The organism is Celerinatantimonas yamalensis (assembly GCF_046054155.1).
In the GTDB taxonomy this organism is placed as follows: Bacteria; Pseudomonadota; Gammaproteobacteria; order Enterobacterales; family Celerinatantimonadaceae; genus Celerinatantimonas; species Celerinatantimonas yamalensis.
Window position 1 is genome coordinate 47,648 of record NZ_JBEQCT010000001.1, and the last position, 14,765, is coordinate 62,412.

14 protein-coding genes and 2 pseudogenes are annotated in these 14,765 nt (G+C 46.7%); 9 read left to right on the forward strand and 7 right to left on the reverse strand.

What is annotated here, in order from left to right:
• Positions 1–157: 157 nt before the first annotated feature.
• A complete protein-coding gene (locus tag ABUE30_RS00300) occupies positions 158–868 on the forward strand; it encodes a pseudouridine synthase (RefSeq protein ID WP_408621642.1) in 711 nt (236 codons plus the stop codon).
• Positions 869–882: 14 nt separating this feature from the next.
• Positions 883–1,791: an NAD-dependent epimerase/dehydratase family protein gene (locus ABUE30_RS00305; protein WP_408621643.1), complete on the forward strand. Its 909-nt coding sequence runs from the start codon at positions 883–885 to the stop codon at positions 1,789–1,791.
• Between the two features lie 111 nt (positions 1,792–1,902).
• Here ABUE30_RS00305 and ABUE30_RS00310 read toward each other — a convergent pair whose 3' ends face one another.
• On the reverse strand, positions 1,903–2,220 hold the full coding sequence (locus tag ABUE30_RS00310; RefSeq protein WP_408621644.1) for an NIPSNAP family containing protein: 318 nt from the start codon (positions 2,218–2,220) through the stop codon (positions 1,903–1,905).
• Positions 2,221–2,275: 55 nt separating this feature from the next.
• Positions 2,276–3,049: an SDR family NAD(P)-dependent oxidoreductase gene (locus ABUE30_RS00315; protein ID WP_408621645.1), complete on the reverse strand. Its 774-nt coding sequence runs from the start codon at positions 3,047–3,049 to the stop codon at positions 2,276–2,278.
• Positions 3,050–3,193: 144 nt separating this feature from the next.
• On the opposite strand from ABUE30_RS00315, the gene ABUE30_RS00320 reads away from it, so the two are divergent.
• Entirely contained in the window at positions 3,194–4,066 is an 873-nt protein-coding gene (locus ABUE30_RS00320; RefSeq protein ID WP_408621646.1) for a LysR family transcriptional regulator, read from the forward strand.
• 66 nt (positions 4,067–4,132) lie between these two features.
• Here the strand turns inward: ABUE30_RS00320 and ABUE30_RS00325 are convergent, their stop codons facing one another.
• Complete coding sequence (locus ABUE30_RS00325; RefSeq protein ID WP_408621647.1) at positions 4,133–4,327, reverse strand: NAD-dependent epimerase/dehydratase family protein; 195 nt, start codon at positions 4,325–4,327, stop codon at positions 4,133–4,135.
• Positions 4,328–4,486: 159 nt separating this feature from the next.
• On the opposite strand from ABUE30_RS00325, the pseudogene ABUE30_RS00330 reads away from it, so the two are divergent.
• Positions 4,487–4,630: pseudogene (locus tag ABUE30_RS00330) on the forward strand (helix-turn-helix domain-containing protein); the annotation flags it as partial.
• Between the two features lie 429 nt (positions 4,631–5,059).
• Entirely contained in the window at positions 5,060–5,251 is a 192-nt protein-coding gene (locus tag ABUE30_RS00335; RefSeq protein WP_408621648.1) for a DUF3185 family protein, read from the forward strand.
• Between the two features lie 99 nt (positions 5,252–5,350).
• On the opposite strand, the gene ABUE30_RS00340 is transcribed toward ABUE30_RS00335, so the two are convergent.
• The 3 genes and pseudogenes from ABUE30_RS00340 to fabF form a co-directional block, all read right to left on the reverse strand.
• Positions 5,351–5,596, reverse strand: coding sequence for a hypothetical protein (locus ABUE30_RS00340; protein WP_408621649.1), 246 nt, complete (start codon positions 5,594–5,596; stop codon positions 5,351–5,353).
• A 48-nt stretch (positions 5,597–5,644) separates the two neighbouring features.
• Positions 5,645–6,725 (reverse strand): annotated as a pseudogene (locus ABUE30_RS00345) (ISAs1 family transposase).
• Between the two features lie 233 nt (positions 6,726–6,958).
• Entirely contained in the window at positions 6,959–8,224 is a 1,266-nt protein-coding gene (fabF, locus tag ABUE30_RS00350; protein WP_408621650.1) for a beta-ketoacyl-ACP synthase II, read from the reverse strand.
• Between the two features lie 96 nt (positions 8,225–8,320).
• On the opposite strand from fabF, the gene ABUE30_RS00355 reads away from it, so the two are divergent.
• Together ABUE30_RS00355 and ABUE30_RS00360 are read left to right on the forward strand one after the other, a co-directional pair.
• A complete protein-coding gene (locus tag ABUE30_RS00355) occupies positions 8,321–8,932 on the forward strand; it encodes a TetR/AcrR family transcriptional regulator (protein WP_408621651.1) in 612 nt (203 codons plus the stop codon).
• 268 nt (positions 8,933–9,200) lie between these two features.
• Positions 9,201–9,662, forward strand: coding sequence for a GNAT family N-acetyltransferase (locus ABUE30_RS00360; RefSeq protein WP_408621652.1), 462 nt, complete (start codon positions 9,201–9,203; stop codon positions 9,660–9,662).
• 289 nt (positions 9,663–9,951) lie between these two features.
• On the opposite strand, the gene ABUE30_RS00365 is transcribed toward ABUE30_RS00360, so the two are convergent.
• A complete protein-coding gene (locus tag ABUE30_RS00365; protein WP_408621653.1) occupies positions 9,952–10,827 on the reverse strand; it encodes a LysR family transcriptional regulator in 876 nt (291 codons plus the stop codon).
• Positions 10,828–10,934: 107 nt separating this feature from the next.
• Here ABUE30_RS00365 and ABUE30_RS00370 point away from each other — a divergent pair, with 107 nt between their 5' ends.
• Positions 10,935–12,305, forward strand: a complete 1,371-nt coding sequence (locus ABUE30_RS00370) for an NADH-quinone oxidoreductase subunit L (RefSeq protein WP_408621654.1) — start codon at positions 10,935–10,937, stop codon at positions 12,303–12,305.
• Positions 12,302–14,701 carry a putative inorganic carbon transporter subunit DabA gene (locus tag ABUE30_RS00375; RefSeq protein WP_408621655.1) on the forward strand — a complete coding sequence of 800 codons (2,400 nt, stop codon included), beginning with the start codon at positions 12,302–12,304 and terminating at the stop codon, positions 14,699–14,701. Before ABUE30_RS00370 ends, ABUE30_RS00375 begins: the two co-directional genes overlap by 4 nt.
• The last annotated feature ends 64 nt before the right edge of the window (positions 14,702–14,765 follow it).

The window sequence follows — 14,765 nt, forward strand, 5'->3', positions numbered from 1 at the left end:
AAGGTGCTCTGACAGATTGTCGTAAGGTGTGTCGAAAAGAAAAGATGTGCAGTATAGCGTAAAAGTACCTGTACATTGGCGAAAATCAAGCGAGTGTTGATAATTATTGGCTAGAAGGGATAATATTTCGTTTTCTCATATCTTTAATGTCGCTCTTATGCGCCTTGATAAATTTGTTTGTAAAAGTACTGAGCTAACCAGAAAGGAAGCGATTCAATGTATTCATTCTGGTGAGTTGAGCGTTAACGGCAAAGTAACGACGAATGAAGCGGTTCAGGTGCATGAAAACAATTTAGTGCTCTTGAATAGTGTTAAGCTGAAAGCACGCGATTTTCGTTATATCCTGATGCATAAACCAGCGGATACAGTTTGTTCCAATATCGATGAAGTCTACCCATCGCTGTTCAATTATTTAGAGGTTGATAAGCTCTCAGAGCTTCATATTGTAGGGCGCTTGGACGCCGATACGACTGGTTTGATTCTGATTACGGATGACGGGCGTTGGTCTTTTCATATTACGCAGCCAACGAATGATTGTCGCAAAGTCTATCGAGTTCAATTGTCCCAAGCCATTCCTGCAGAACGGAGTAGCGACCTTGTCACTCAGTTTAAACAAGGCTTACAACTGCAAGGTGAGCTGGGGTTAACTCGTCCTTCCAAATTAGACATTATTACTCCAAAAGAGGTACTGTTAACCATCACCGAAGGCAAGTTTCATCAGGTAAAGCGCATGTTCGCTGCCGTAGGGAATCGTGTAGTGTCACTTCATCGAGAGAAAATCGGCGATATTTGTCTTGAGCTTGAGGTCGGACAGTGGCGTTATTTAACTAAAGATGAAGTAGAGTCTTTCAGTAACCATCTAAATTGATTGAGGTAACTATAATGACAGCGAAGCGTATATTATTCACAGGCGGGTCAGGAAAAGCAGGACAGCATGTTGTTACCTATCTTCTCGAACAAGGTCATCGAGTGCTGAATGTGGACTTGGTGCCTTTAGATCATCCGAGAGTGGATAATTTGATTGCCGATATCACCGATTCTGGACAAGTGTTCAATGCCTTGAGCGCTTATGCTGGGTTTGATGAGTTGGAGCCTGGTCATGGCGTACCCATATTTGATGCCGTGGTTCATTTCGCCGCTATTCCGCGTATTTTAATTCATCCTGATAATGAAACCTTTCGGATTAATACGATGGGGACCTACAATGTGATTGAAGCTGCGGTTAAGCTCGGCATTAAGAAAGTGATTATTGCGTCGTCAGAGACGACTTATGGTCTTTGTTTTTCTGACGGGAAAACCGACCCTCATTCACTGCCATTAGAAGAAGATTACGACGTTGATCCTATGGACAGTTATGGACTGTCTAAGGTGGTGACTGAGAAAATAGCACGCAGTTTTCAGCGTCGTTCAGGTTTTGACATTTATGCTCTTCGTATTGGTAATGTGATTGAGCCTCATGAATATGCTGAATTGTTTCCGGGGTATTTCAAACATCCTGAAGTGCGCCGCCGAAATGCGTTTTGTTATATTGATGCTCGTGATCTTGGGCAGATTGTGGATTTATGCTTGCAAAAAAACGGCTTAGGTTTCCAAGTATTTAATGCGGGTAACGATCACAATGGCGCGATTATTCCGACGAAAGAATTAGCTGAACGGTTTTTTCCAAATGCCCCATTTACCCGAGAAATGGGCGAGCATGAAGCCTTGTTTTCAAACCGTAAAATCCGCGATGTGCTGGGCTTTAAAGAACAGCATAATTGGCGTAAGTACGTAAGCGCTTCTGACGAGTAAAATTTAAAGGTGTAAAATCCTAACCTTTTGGGGTCTACACCTTTAACCGTAATCAAGGTTAAGACAAAACCGCGCTGAAAATGTCGTTTTTCAGGCGGTTTTGGATTCCGTTTAGTCGAGCGGCGAGCCGGCGCCTGGCGAGAGAGTCTGGACCTCGACTCTCGTGATCTGCGACATGTCGAAGCCAGTCATATCCTGCGCAAAGCCCGGACTTGCCATGTAGTCCACAATGGCCTGCTCTGGGTCGAGGCCCTCAGTGAAGCGGAGCAGAGCCACTACTTCGCGAGAGTTATCTGCAACCGTGAAAAAGCCTTCGGTGGTGATGCCTAATGCACCTAGGCTGGTGATATGGGCACGCCAGATCGCCAGGTAAGCGAGGGTGGCGTCTTCGGACGCCAGAAAGTAACGACGTAAGTGATAAGTTGTCATTTAACGATCCTCTATGTATCGATAGTTCCAAAAATGGAATGCGCTATACCGTGCATTAGGATGCTGTGTGGAGATGTTTCCACACCGCGCCATAAGTGCCAAGCTCACTGAAACCGCCATCAGCGGCGAGGTCGATGCCGGTGATGAAGCTGGCGGCGTCGCTCGCGAGAAAGAGAACCACCTCAGCCATCTCCTTTGGACGGCCCGCGCGTCCTAGCGGTGTCAGCTCAACCAACTCGCGAATTAGCGTACCAGCAGAGTCCATCATTGGCGTTGCTATGACTCCGGGATGGAGCGCGTTGACACGGATGTTGGCGGGCGCGAGCTCGATTGCCGCTGATTTTGTCAGGCCGCGCACCGCCCATTTGGATGTGGAATAACCCGCGACCGGGTGGCCCATTATGCCGGCAGTAGAGCCTAGGTTGACAATACTGCCGCCACCACTGCGCTTCATCAGCGGCGCACACGCCTGTATGCCAAGAAATTGCCCCGTCAGGTTGACGTTCAACATGCGATCCCATTCCTCCCTCGTGGTATCGGTGAGTGCATGGCGAACATTGGTGCCCGCGTTGTTAATGAGAATATCAAGCCTTCCTGTCTGTTCCTCTATTTCGCCTACCACCCTCTGCCAATCCGCGGCATCAGTGACGTCGAGACGTTCGAAACTGGCACCCTTACCAATCTCTGCGGCGAGTGCATGGCCCTCCTCCTCCAGTACGTCACACAGGAATACGCGCGCGCCCTCACGGACGAATAAGCGCGCCTCTGCCTCACCTTGCCCGCGTGCGCCACCCGTTATTAACACTACCTTATTTTCAAGCCTACCCATGTCGTTTCTCCTGGTTCTGTCGTACTCTGTCGATTTCGATTAATCGGCGCAAACGCGCCTAGATCCCAAGCGAACACTATAATTGAGAGCTTTCATTTAGATAATCCGCTAAATTATGCGAACATAACCAACCAGGAGTGTGGAATGGATCGACTAGAAAGCATGTCTGTGTTTGCCCGCGTAGCCGAAGCGGGCAGCTTTAGCGCAGCAGCCAAGGTGTGTGGGTTGTCCCCTACCATGGTTGCAAATCACGTTCAGGACTTAGAACGCCGGCTTGGTACCAAGCTGATCCAGCGCACGACTCGTCGGCAAAGCCTGACGGAGGTGGGTCAAACTTTCCTCTTCGATTGCTTAGATGTGCTTGCCCGCGTCGAAGCGGCGGAGGACGCAGCACGAGAACGGCATAGCTCTCCCTCCGGATGTCTGCGGGTAAATGCCACTGTGTCATTCGGCACAAACGTCGTGACGCCGCTTATTCACGATTACCTCAAGCTCTACCCAGACGTGGAAGTCGACCTACGGCTAACCGATCGGGTTGTTGACTTGACCGAAGAGGGCATAGAGGCCGCATTCCGCTTTGGAGATCTACCCGATAGTGGACTGATTGCCCGGCCACTGCGCCCTCGCTTTAGGTTGGTTTGTGCATCGCCCGACTATCTAGCGGAGCATGATGTGCCGCTCACGCCAGCTGACTTGGCACAACACAATTGCCTCTTGTTCCGGGATGGTGCTCCGCGCAATTACTGGCAGTTCTCCGGTTTGCCGCCCGTCCGCGTGTCGGGCCGCTTCGTTGTCGATAATGGCGCGGCATTGCTGTCGGCGGTGAGGGATGGCTTAGGTGTGGCGCTGCTGGCGGATTTCGAAATAGCTGATGATATTGCTGCGGGGCGCCTGGTTAGGTTGTTGTGCGATACTGCCACTCCGGCATGGCCGCTGGCCCTCGTTCACTTGGCTGACCGGCGCATGACGGCCAAGCTAAGCCGGTTTGTTGAATTCGTGCTTCAACGATTGGGATGATCCGTTACTGACCCGATAGATCCCAGTGTGCGCCCACCGATTTAGGAAATAATGGCAGGCGAAGAATTATCCTGTCGCCGTAAAGGCCGGGAATCGATATCTTGCAATGACCCTATGTGTGCTTGCGCCAAGATTTTCTAACATTGCAGCACTGCTTTCATTACGTGCTAGTCCCACAATATCGTAATGATTGTCTAGACGATTTTTTACGATCGCTTGTCCAATAAACCCTGTCGCGCGAGTCACAAATATACGTTTCATAGTCTGCCCTACTTTGTGTTGATCAATAAAAGTCATCGTATGAGGCACTGAGCTTTACTAAAGTAATGATCTTATCGTGGTATAGCAGCTAATAGGGCAATTGTGAAACATACGACAGAGCAGCACCTTGCGATATTTTTAAAGAAAAAACGTTAACGCATTGATCCTATTTCATTGGGCTTCGATAGTGTGCGACGGCGTACACCGGGGTTGCGACGTGAAGAAGTGGCTCAGCGGGCTCACATTAGCGTGACTTGGTATACTTGGTTAGAGCAGAGTCGTGGTGGCGCCCCGTCTTCCAATAGCTCTGTACGATGAGTAGAACCTTCTGGGGCGTTACGCTTTTCGATGGGAGAATTCAGCTTATACATGGCTCTACGGGTCTTGGCGCACATGGGCAAGCGGCGAATTGGTAGAGTGAGACGTGTTTCAGCTCATTGTTAACCTCTAGCTGCTTTTCAGGCGCTCGTTTTTTCTTAGCACCGCGGGTAACAAGGTTAAGGGCAATGATGATGCCGCCTAATAGATTACGGACAAGGTTAATAAGTACTTTCATGGAGATGACTCGTTCGTTATCTGATCAGTAAAAAGGATGGATACCGAATTGAGGCCATTCTAGCGGTAAAGTGGTGATTATTTAAGTGCTAGAGGGCGATTGTTTATAAATCTTCTCATTGTTTGTGTCATTATGTCGGTGTGATATGCAGGCATTTTTAACCCATTGGAGTTCGCATGAATAATAAAATTATTGGTCTCATTCTGATTGTTGCCGGTGTTGCTTTAGCGCTATGGGGTTATAACATTTATGATGCTGCGGCTTCCCAAGTGACTCGTGCCTTAAGTGGTGACACACCTGTTAAAGCGTGGGTGGGTATGGTCGGCGGTGCTATCTGTATTGTGGTTGGTCTGTCTAGAATGCGCTGAAAAATAACTAGAGTCAGACCATGATAGACATTTTTGTCTGACTCTAAATTATACTCAATGCGTGTGTTCTTCTATCAATATGAAGCGTGAAGTTTGTTTTCATTTTACTGGTATGTCTTGCAAGCTGGTTTCCAATACTTTCGTTGGCGGATGATGGTCTTTTAAAGCAAACTTTTGAGTCGCATCAGAGTGATCTTTAGGTTGAAGGGACAGGTCATGTGGTTTATCTGTTGAAATTAGAAGAAGATTATGACGATCACCAATGGCTTGCATAATAGTTGTAAATGGGATGTTTTCTTCGTTTGACGCTATGTATTTATGACCACTTTCCCCGTTTTCTAACACTAGGCGGGCATCCGATAAATGAACTGCGGCTAACAACCGCATGAGTGTTTATTTTTTATTCACATTATTAAAATCAGCAGTTAAAACTGCCTCTAATATGGAAGTATTCATTATGCAACGTTTCTTTTTTCCAACAAGACTGACTTGAGTCGGTTCTGCTCGAAGCATATGAAGGCTCATATGACACAGGCAGGCTAAGTTCTCTTCACCATGCGCCTTATAAATCTGGCAAGCATCTTTGCCCCAATTCTCTCTAACTGATGGCAAGGCTTGCTTTGCACTGAGCTCTTTTAAACTAATATAGTAGCGATAATCCAGGTCAACTTTCTTTCCCTTTTTTACTCGGAAATTCTCGACTATTACGATACTTTTTAACCCTTTCCAACGAGAGAAATTCCCCTCGAATTGATCGCTGTTATAAACATAACATTGGCGGGATCCAATACGCCCATACCCTTGTTCTAATGAGAGATTTTCAGCAGTACATGCACGTTCCATCGCAAAGGCTTTTTCTACAGCTTGACGTAGTTTTCCCTCATTATTTTTACAGCAAGTAGATAATCGCCGCCTTGATCAATAATGGTTTTTGCGATTTTGGTTTGGCAAGCCATTGCATCAATTGTCACTAAGGTTCCTTTAATATCGAGCATTTTTATTAGCTCAGGAATTGCAGTCATTTCATTGTTTTTTGTTCAGTTTTTAGCTGACCCAATGCCAATTTATTTGATGATGCATACGAACTTATCATATGAATGGTGCTTGTACGGTCTTCACAATTATATGAGCCTCGAAGAGTTTTTCCATCAATGGCTATCACTTGACCGTAAGTCAATGTATGGATGGAGGCCATCCAATTAATAAAGCACTCATGAAACTCGTTGGGTTCGATAGTTGAAATAATCCGAGCAATCGTGTCATCAGCGGGAATATTTGTTAAAAACAGACCATTACGCTGAAACCAATCATGATGCCCCTAGATATATTCCAGAATATCAAACCATTCCTTGGCACCCGCGATAACCGCACATAAAGGACCGAACAAAACCTCGAATAAACAATAAGTTAATTTTTCACTTTGACGTTGGTTTGTAATCGGTTTTAAATGTTCTTTAAAGTGATGAATATGCATAGCGCTTCCAGAAAAGGCGCATAAGATCACCATGAAAGGTGATCGTTAAAGCGATCTGTTTGTTTGACTAAAAAACGTTCACGATCTCATTCTGGTGAATGTATTGCGCAAAAATTGGTTTTTATTTGAGAAAATGAAACGTATGTTGCAATCACAGTATTAAAAATTCCCACTGCCAGTTATAACGATACAGCCTGACGATAGCCAGGCGTATGGGATAGCTGGGTAAACGACTAATGATAACGGCTTATGATGAGCGATGCATTGACACCACCAAATCCAAAGCCATTACACAACGCGTGTTCAGTCTCATGGACTTTTGCTCGATTAGGTACGACATCTAAGCCTTTGACTGAGTCATCCGGATCCGTGTGGTTGAGCGTTGGTGGCAATAGATTGTGTATCACAGCCATGGCAGTAAAAATCGATTCGATACCACCGGCGGCGCCTAACAGGTGGCCCGTTGCAGATTTGGTCGCGGAAATGGGTATGGCTGCTAATTGTTCACCAAAGACACTTTTCAGGCTGGCAATTTCCGCATTGTCGCCCACAAAAGTAGACGTCGCATGAGCATTGACGTGCGCGATGTCGGACGTTGATAACCCTGATTGCTTCAGAGCACGTTTAATCGAAAGTGCTGCACCTGAGCCATCTTTGGGTCCAGACGTGATATGGTGAGCGTCAGCACTGGTACCATATCCGCTGATCACTGCCTGTGGAATTGCGCCACGTTGTAACGCATGATCTAAGGTTTCAATGACCATTAGACCTGCGCCTTCACCCATTACAAAACCTGAACGATTCTGGTCAAAAGGACGTGAAGCTTTAGTAGGGTCTGTACTGGTGGAAAGGGCTTTAAGTGCATTAAACCCTGCCAGAGAAAGAGGGTCTACGCATGCTTCAGCACCGCCGACTAACGCCACGTCTGCTTCATTATTCCGTATCATTCGAATGCCATCGCCAATAGCTTGGATGCCTGCAGCGCAAGCGGTGACCGGACAGCCTATTGGACCTTTAAAGCCATATTTTATTGAGACGTTCCCAGCAGCGAGATTTGCCAAAAAGGCAGGAATAGTAAATGGAGAAATCCGTTTGTAGCCTTTGTTATCTAAGATTTTTTGTGCCTGTGTGATCGTGGTGAAGCCGCCGACACCTGATGCAATAATGGTCGCTGTGTTTTCTTTGTCTTGATCGTTTTCTGGAAACCAGTTGGCTTGGGTCAATGCTTCCTGAGCAGCGGCTAGCGCATAACAGGTAAAACGGTCGAGTTTTTTAAGTTCTTTGATCGCGACTATATCCGAAAAATCAAAACCTGCTTTAGCGTCTTGCTCTTTAGTTGGGACCAATCCAGCAATCTTTACTGGGAATCCTTCTGTATCAAATCTGTCTATAAATCGAATGCCTGACTGCCCAGCAGTCAGTCGCTGCCAAACTGAATTAATGCCGCAGCCGAGTGGACTAACAATCCCCATACCAGTGATAACTATCGGTGAATTCATATCCGTCCCAATAAATGTTACAGTAGATGCAGACGGTAGCACTGCATTATATATGATCAAGATAATATTTAGTTAGTGAGCGAGGTAAGTGTCGTTATGCCATATGACAAATCACACAAAGGAAAATCTCGTATCCGCATTATTGAAGCGGCGACGGAACTGTTTAGCCGCTTCGGCTTTGATAAAGTTGCAATCGGTCAGGTGATGAAAGAAGCTCACATGACTCACGGAGCGTTTTATTCTCATTTTGAATCTAAAGAAGCACTTTACGCAGAGTGTTTTTCTGAATTATTAAAAGAGAGTAGCCGAGCACGATTAGTTAAATATCCCCTGACAATGAATAAATTATTGGCGTTGACAGATAACTATTGGGGACTTCATCAGTTTCATAAAATGCAGCCAGGGCTCGAAAGTGTCTTATTTAATGAACTGGGTAGCGATAACGATAAAATTAAGCAACTATTTCAACAGTCTTATGACAATGTGCGAATCATGCTGGAGAGGCGCATTGTTGCGCTCTGTCGAATCCGAAAAATTGGACTCACGAGTGAATATATAAGCGATCGGGCAAGAGTTATTATGGCCTCACTCGTTGGGGCGGTTACCATTGCTAAGATGATTTCCAACGAAGATGAACGACAAAAATTGTTAAAAACAGCTCAAGCACAGATTTTGTCTATGCTAGGCAATGGCAAAATTATTATTTAACTTTTCGGTGGTAACATTCACAATCCATTTATGATCGGTTGAAGTGTCATATCGTGCTGAGTTTAATTGAGTCATCCAATTTAATAAGTCAACAGAGTTATATGCAGCGTAATAGATATTATTTTAGATCAGCTAAAAAGTGTTATTAGCGAGGTTTATCTAAATACGCATGAGTTATACGTTATTTCCTATAAATTGGGTTCGTCAATAATATAATAAAAGTGATATAAATATCAATTGATTAATCGAGCTAGCTTTAGGGAACAATATGGCAATTCAACTATTACAAATTAGCAATGATGAATTTGAAGAAACTTTCGGCATATTCAAACAATATATGTACCCTATCATCGATGCTGCAATTGGCTGGGATGAGGTGTATCAATCTAACGGTTTTCGATCTCATTTGAAGCCCGAATGGTTTAGCTGGATTACCGTTAAGGGCCAACGAGTCGGTTTAGTCTGTCATCGTTTTCGAGAGGCCAGCTTACATATCCATCTCCTTATTATTTTTAGCCATGCACAGCGCAAAGGGCTTGCCTCTGAGGTATTGAATGCTCTTGAGGTTGAGGCGAGTAATTGTGATAAGTTAGTCACCTTAAGTTGCTTCAAGAATAATAATCAAGCATTTGAATTATATAATAAAAATGGATATGTCATTCACGCAGAAGATGAGATGTTTTATGATCTTATCAAGATGAATTCTTACCTAACAAACACGGCACAATGAACGTTGTGAGCGTGTGCTGCGTACTCGCTTTTACCGCCGATTGAAAAGACAGTCCCCCAATAGAACTGTTAACTGTTTACAATTTTGGCGCTTTTTTAACGCTAGAGACTATTGGTAGTTGTGTAAAAAGCGGAATAGCAACGAGGTATAGTGGTTTGGCCAAAAATCAAACATACCAATTGCAATGGATGGCGGAACTATCGCAAGCCGCAACTTTTAAAAAGTCATGAGCAGCCAAAAGCTAACCCACCTTATTTCAACCCATTCTTTTACGCTTTTTCATCCCGTCTCAATTCAGTGGTCGGATCAACATGCCAACCTTCGGGTGTACTACTCGGCGTTTCGTGGTGACGGCATAAAAGTTTTCATAAACATTGGGGAGTAGCATATAGTTTTTCAATTCACCTGAGTCGATTTCATCCTTGACGACCACCTCCGGCATGATGGCCAATGCCCCAATGTCTCGCGTGAGTAGGCGCAACATGGCCATATCATCTGATTCTGCAACGATTTCCGGTTCCAATTTATATTGTGCGGCAAAAGAGTTGAAGGCAGTGCGTAGCGGGTTTTCGCCATAGGGAACGATCCAGCGACGATGGCGATAGCTTTCGCCAAGTTCTGGTTTTAAATCCAGTCCGGGTGGGCCAATGATTGCAACGGGCTGGCGCGCTAGCACGCGGCTTTGCCAGTTGTTGATGTTAGAGCCATGTACCGTAATACTGGTCAGCGCCATATCCAGCTGCAACTCGTTCATGGCATTCAATAGGCCGGTCTGACTCATTGACTGCAATGAGAACCGGCAGTCATTTTGATCCAGCAACGGCTGCACAAATTGCTCAATGAAATTGCGTGAAATAGTAGACAGTATCCCAATGCGGATCGGGGTGCTAGGTAGCGCCGTGCCGCTGGTCAACAATTGTTCCAGTTCCTCACCATTTTTGAAGATCTCATTGGCGTAATTCAGCGCATGGTAACCGCTTTCGGTCAGCTGCAGTTTTCGGCCTTGCCGGGTAAACAGGCTGACATGGAGTGATTCCTCTAATTGTTTGATCTGTGAGGATAGGGCCGACTGCGAGATATGAAGGTTCTGCGCAGTTTTGGTCAAGTTGCCTTGACGGGCAACCTGCCAGAAGTAGTAAAGGTGATGATAATTGAGACGACTCATGAGACACCTTTGTTCTATAAAACAGAACGATTACTTAATTATTATATATTTTACTTAATAAATTGAGTGCTGCAAGATCCCTACACATAAAAAATGTGGGATGTATCATGTTTTCTCTATTTCTAGTGACACCGTTAAAGCTCATGTTGCTTGGTTTAATAGCCATTCTGGGGGTTGCTATTGTGCGTTATAGCTGGGTTGCTTTTTCTGGCGAGTTGGAACGAGGGCGATTCTTGCGTGCCTTGTTAATGACCATTTGCGCTGTGGTGTTGGTGATTATTAGTAATCATCTGCTTATTTTCTGGATGGCATGGATGGGGGTCAGCTTGAGTTTACATCGGTTGATTTTGTTCTATCCGCAGCGTCCTAGGGCCCACTTGGCGGCTCACAAGAAGTTTCTGCTGGCCCGTTTGAGCGAGCTTTTGCTGGCTGTGGCATTCATCATTCTTTACAACGAGTTCCATACCGCTAACATTCATATATTGGTGCAGCAGGCTGAGCAGACACGTGGTAATTGGAGTATGAGCACGGCAGCTGTGTTACTGGTGCTGGTGGCATTGATTAAATGTGCACAGCTACCTATGCATGGCTGGTTGATTCAGGTGGTTGAAGCCCCCACGCCGGTATCGGCGTTATTGCATGCCGGTATCGTTAATCTGGGTGGCATTTTGCTGCTGTTTTTTGCGCCGATTCTGGCATCAAGCAGTGCCGCTTGCTGGCTGCTAGTGGTATTAGCCGGAACCAGCGCTACCATTGCCGGGCTGATTACAACCACTCGCATGAGCATCAAGGTTAAACTGGCTTGGTCAACTAGCTCGCAGATGGGGCTCATGCTGGTCGAAATTGCCTTGGGCCTTTACGAAATGGCTTTACTTCACTTATTTGCTCACTCCTTCTACAAATCATATTCCTTTCTTAATAGTGGCAACACCGTCAATCATTATCTGGCAGAAAAACTGGCAGGTGAGGTTAAGTCGAAGCTTTCCCACTGGGTTATAGCGATGACGCTGTCGGCGTTGTTAATCGCTATAGCACAGTGGCAATTTGCGATGATGACCAGTATGGCAGCAACGGTATTAGTATGGTTTGCCTTTGCCGCCTTAATTGTGCCAAGTGTTACCCGCTGGGACCATGGCAGTCTGGCATGCGTGGCGATCACTTTAATGTTCGCAGCGGCGTTACTCACCTTGTATACCATCGCTAAGCATCATCTAGCAGTTTTGATGGGGCTTGATGCACCACTTAATCACTCTGCCGATGGTTTTGTCGCACTGTTGTTTTGTAGCCTGTTTGCACTGTCTCTGGCACTTCAATACTGGCCCCATGTGGGCTGGATAAAGCATCTATTCATCTGGCTTAATGCCGGTGCCTATCTTGATGAGTGGGCCACCCGGTTGACGTTGAAACTCTGGCCGAGTAAAAATTTATTGGCATTGCAACATACGCAATGGCATATCAACACTGAGGCCAAATCATGATTGAAGCACCGAGCGCGAACGATTATATGGCTATCGCTAAGCGGGTATCTGCCTCTGTAGCCCCGGTTTGGCCGCTGGATCAAACGGTCGCTGTGAATCCATGGTGGGCGCAGCGCCACGAAAACATTGTTCGAGTTTTTGCCGAGCAGGCGGTTATTACCGGTGAAACTGGGTTGATGGACAAACGTTATTATCGGGAACTCTGGGGCAAGCAAATCCAACCCAAGCATCTGCAACAGGCAATCACAGAACTGCATTCATCACTGACACAGACGCAACTAGAACGGGATATTTGGCACACTGATATCCCCGTGACCATGCGCTGGAAAACCTTGGCGATGCTGATGGATGAGATGATCCCCAGCCAGCAAGGGCACAGTTGGGAACAGGAAATTGTGCAGCAGGTCAGCCAATTTATTGCCTTGTATCACCAGTATCCGGAGCGCTTCGATGCCAACGGTAAAAATGGTGAACACCTCTATCAAAGCTGGCTAGAAGTGGTTGCACGCGACAAAGGTATTAAAACTTTGCTGGGTGTGGATCTGCTACCCGGTTTGCGGGCCTTGCCAGATGATATTCAGGGTCTTTTTGAGCAAGTCACTGACAACTGGCAGAGTACTTGGAAACACGAATCTGGCGCATCTGCATTTATGCGGGCATCTTTACATCAATTGTCCGGATGGGCTGGTTGGCAGTCTTGGTTAGACTGGCAGACGGGGCTAGCCAAACAACCAGTCGCTATACCGCAAGCGTTGGGGTTGATGGCCATCTTGCTCGCCTGGGACACCGTGTTGATGCAGTGGTTGGTGCAGCAACATGGCGAGGTTGCAGCCAAGATCAATCGGGTTATTCAGCAGCAAGTAGACAATATTGAGAGTTACTATTGGCATGCTGAACAACAGCTCGCACCAATGTGGCTATGGCAGCGCGCTTTAGAACTCAGTGTGCAGGCCCCGTGGATTGAGCAGGTAAAAACGGTGCAACCAGTCGCAGAGCCGACCAGAGCTGAACTGCAAGCTGTGTTCTGTATTGATGTTCGTTCCGAGCCGATGCGCCGTGCGTTGGAAGCACAAAGCTCGCAGCTTGAAACACTTGGCTTTGCTGGCTTTTTTGGGATTCCCATCGCTTATCAAAGCTATGATGGCAGTATCCTGCGGCCGCAGCTACCGGGGTTGCTAGCGCCTCAACTGGTTGCCAGACAAACCCAAAAACGGCCAGAACGTATCTTGCGGTTAACCAAATTGGGTTGGCAAAACAGCTTGAAAAAACCATCGTCAACGCTAGGGATGGTCGAGGCGGGCGGTTTACTTAAACTGATTAGTCTATTCAAACGGGTGATATTGCAGCATGGTAGCGATCATCCTGTTAACCGTGATATTCGCGGCAATCAATTATGGCGATTAGAGCGTAACCAACAAGAACTGGCGATCATCGATAAGGCAGAACTTGGGGCAGGTATCCTTAAGTCGATGGGCATTAGCAAACGCCTTGCCAAGGTGGTATTGCTGACCGGCCATGGAAGCCAGACCTGTAACAACCACACTTCATCCAGCCTTGATTGCGGAGCTTGTGGCGGACAGACGGGTGAAGTGAATGTCAAAGTACTGACCAGTCTGCTGAATGATCCCGCGGTCAGGGCGGCTATGCCCCAGTTTGATGTTCACGTGCCGGACGATACGCAGTTTTACGCTGCCCTGCACAACACGACAACGGACGAAATAAACCTATTCGATGCCCCGCAGGCGAAGTGGCGAGACTGGATTATTGTGGCGTGTCAGCAGGCTAGGAGTCAACGGGCCAGCCAGTTTGCCGAGTCAGCCAAAGCTCACGACCTGGGTCGCTTCTTTAAACGTCGTGCCACTAATTGGGCACAGATGCGTCCCGAATGGGGCCTGTGCAACAACGCGGGCGCGTTTATTGCCCCCCGCAGCCTCACGCGTAATCTTGACTTTGCCGGGCGGGTGTTTCTGCATGAGTACCATGCCGATCTGGACCCTGAGTTCACCCAACTCGAAAAGATCATGACCGCGCCCTTGCTGGTAATGAACTGGATCAACCTGCAGTACTATGCTTCTGTCACTGCACCAGAAAAATATGGCAGCGGCAATAAGTTACTGCACAATGTGGTGGGCGGACATATTGGTGTGTTTGAAGGGAACGGTGGCGATCTGCGCATTGGCCTGTCTAAACAGTCTGTCCATGATGGCAAACAATACCGCCATCAACCTATAAGACTCAGTGCCTTTATTCAAGCCCCGAAAGCTGCGTTGGAAACCATCATGACACGTCATCAGGATGTGGCCGCATTAGTCAATAATGGCTGGTTGTTTATGTATCAGTTAGACGAGCAACAGCACATATGGAAGTATCACCAGCGAGAGTGGGTGGCACAGTAAACATCCGCATATCCTCGCGTGCCAAAGGAGCGATTTAGTGCTCTCTTACGCAGATCCGATGTCA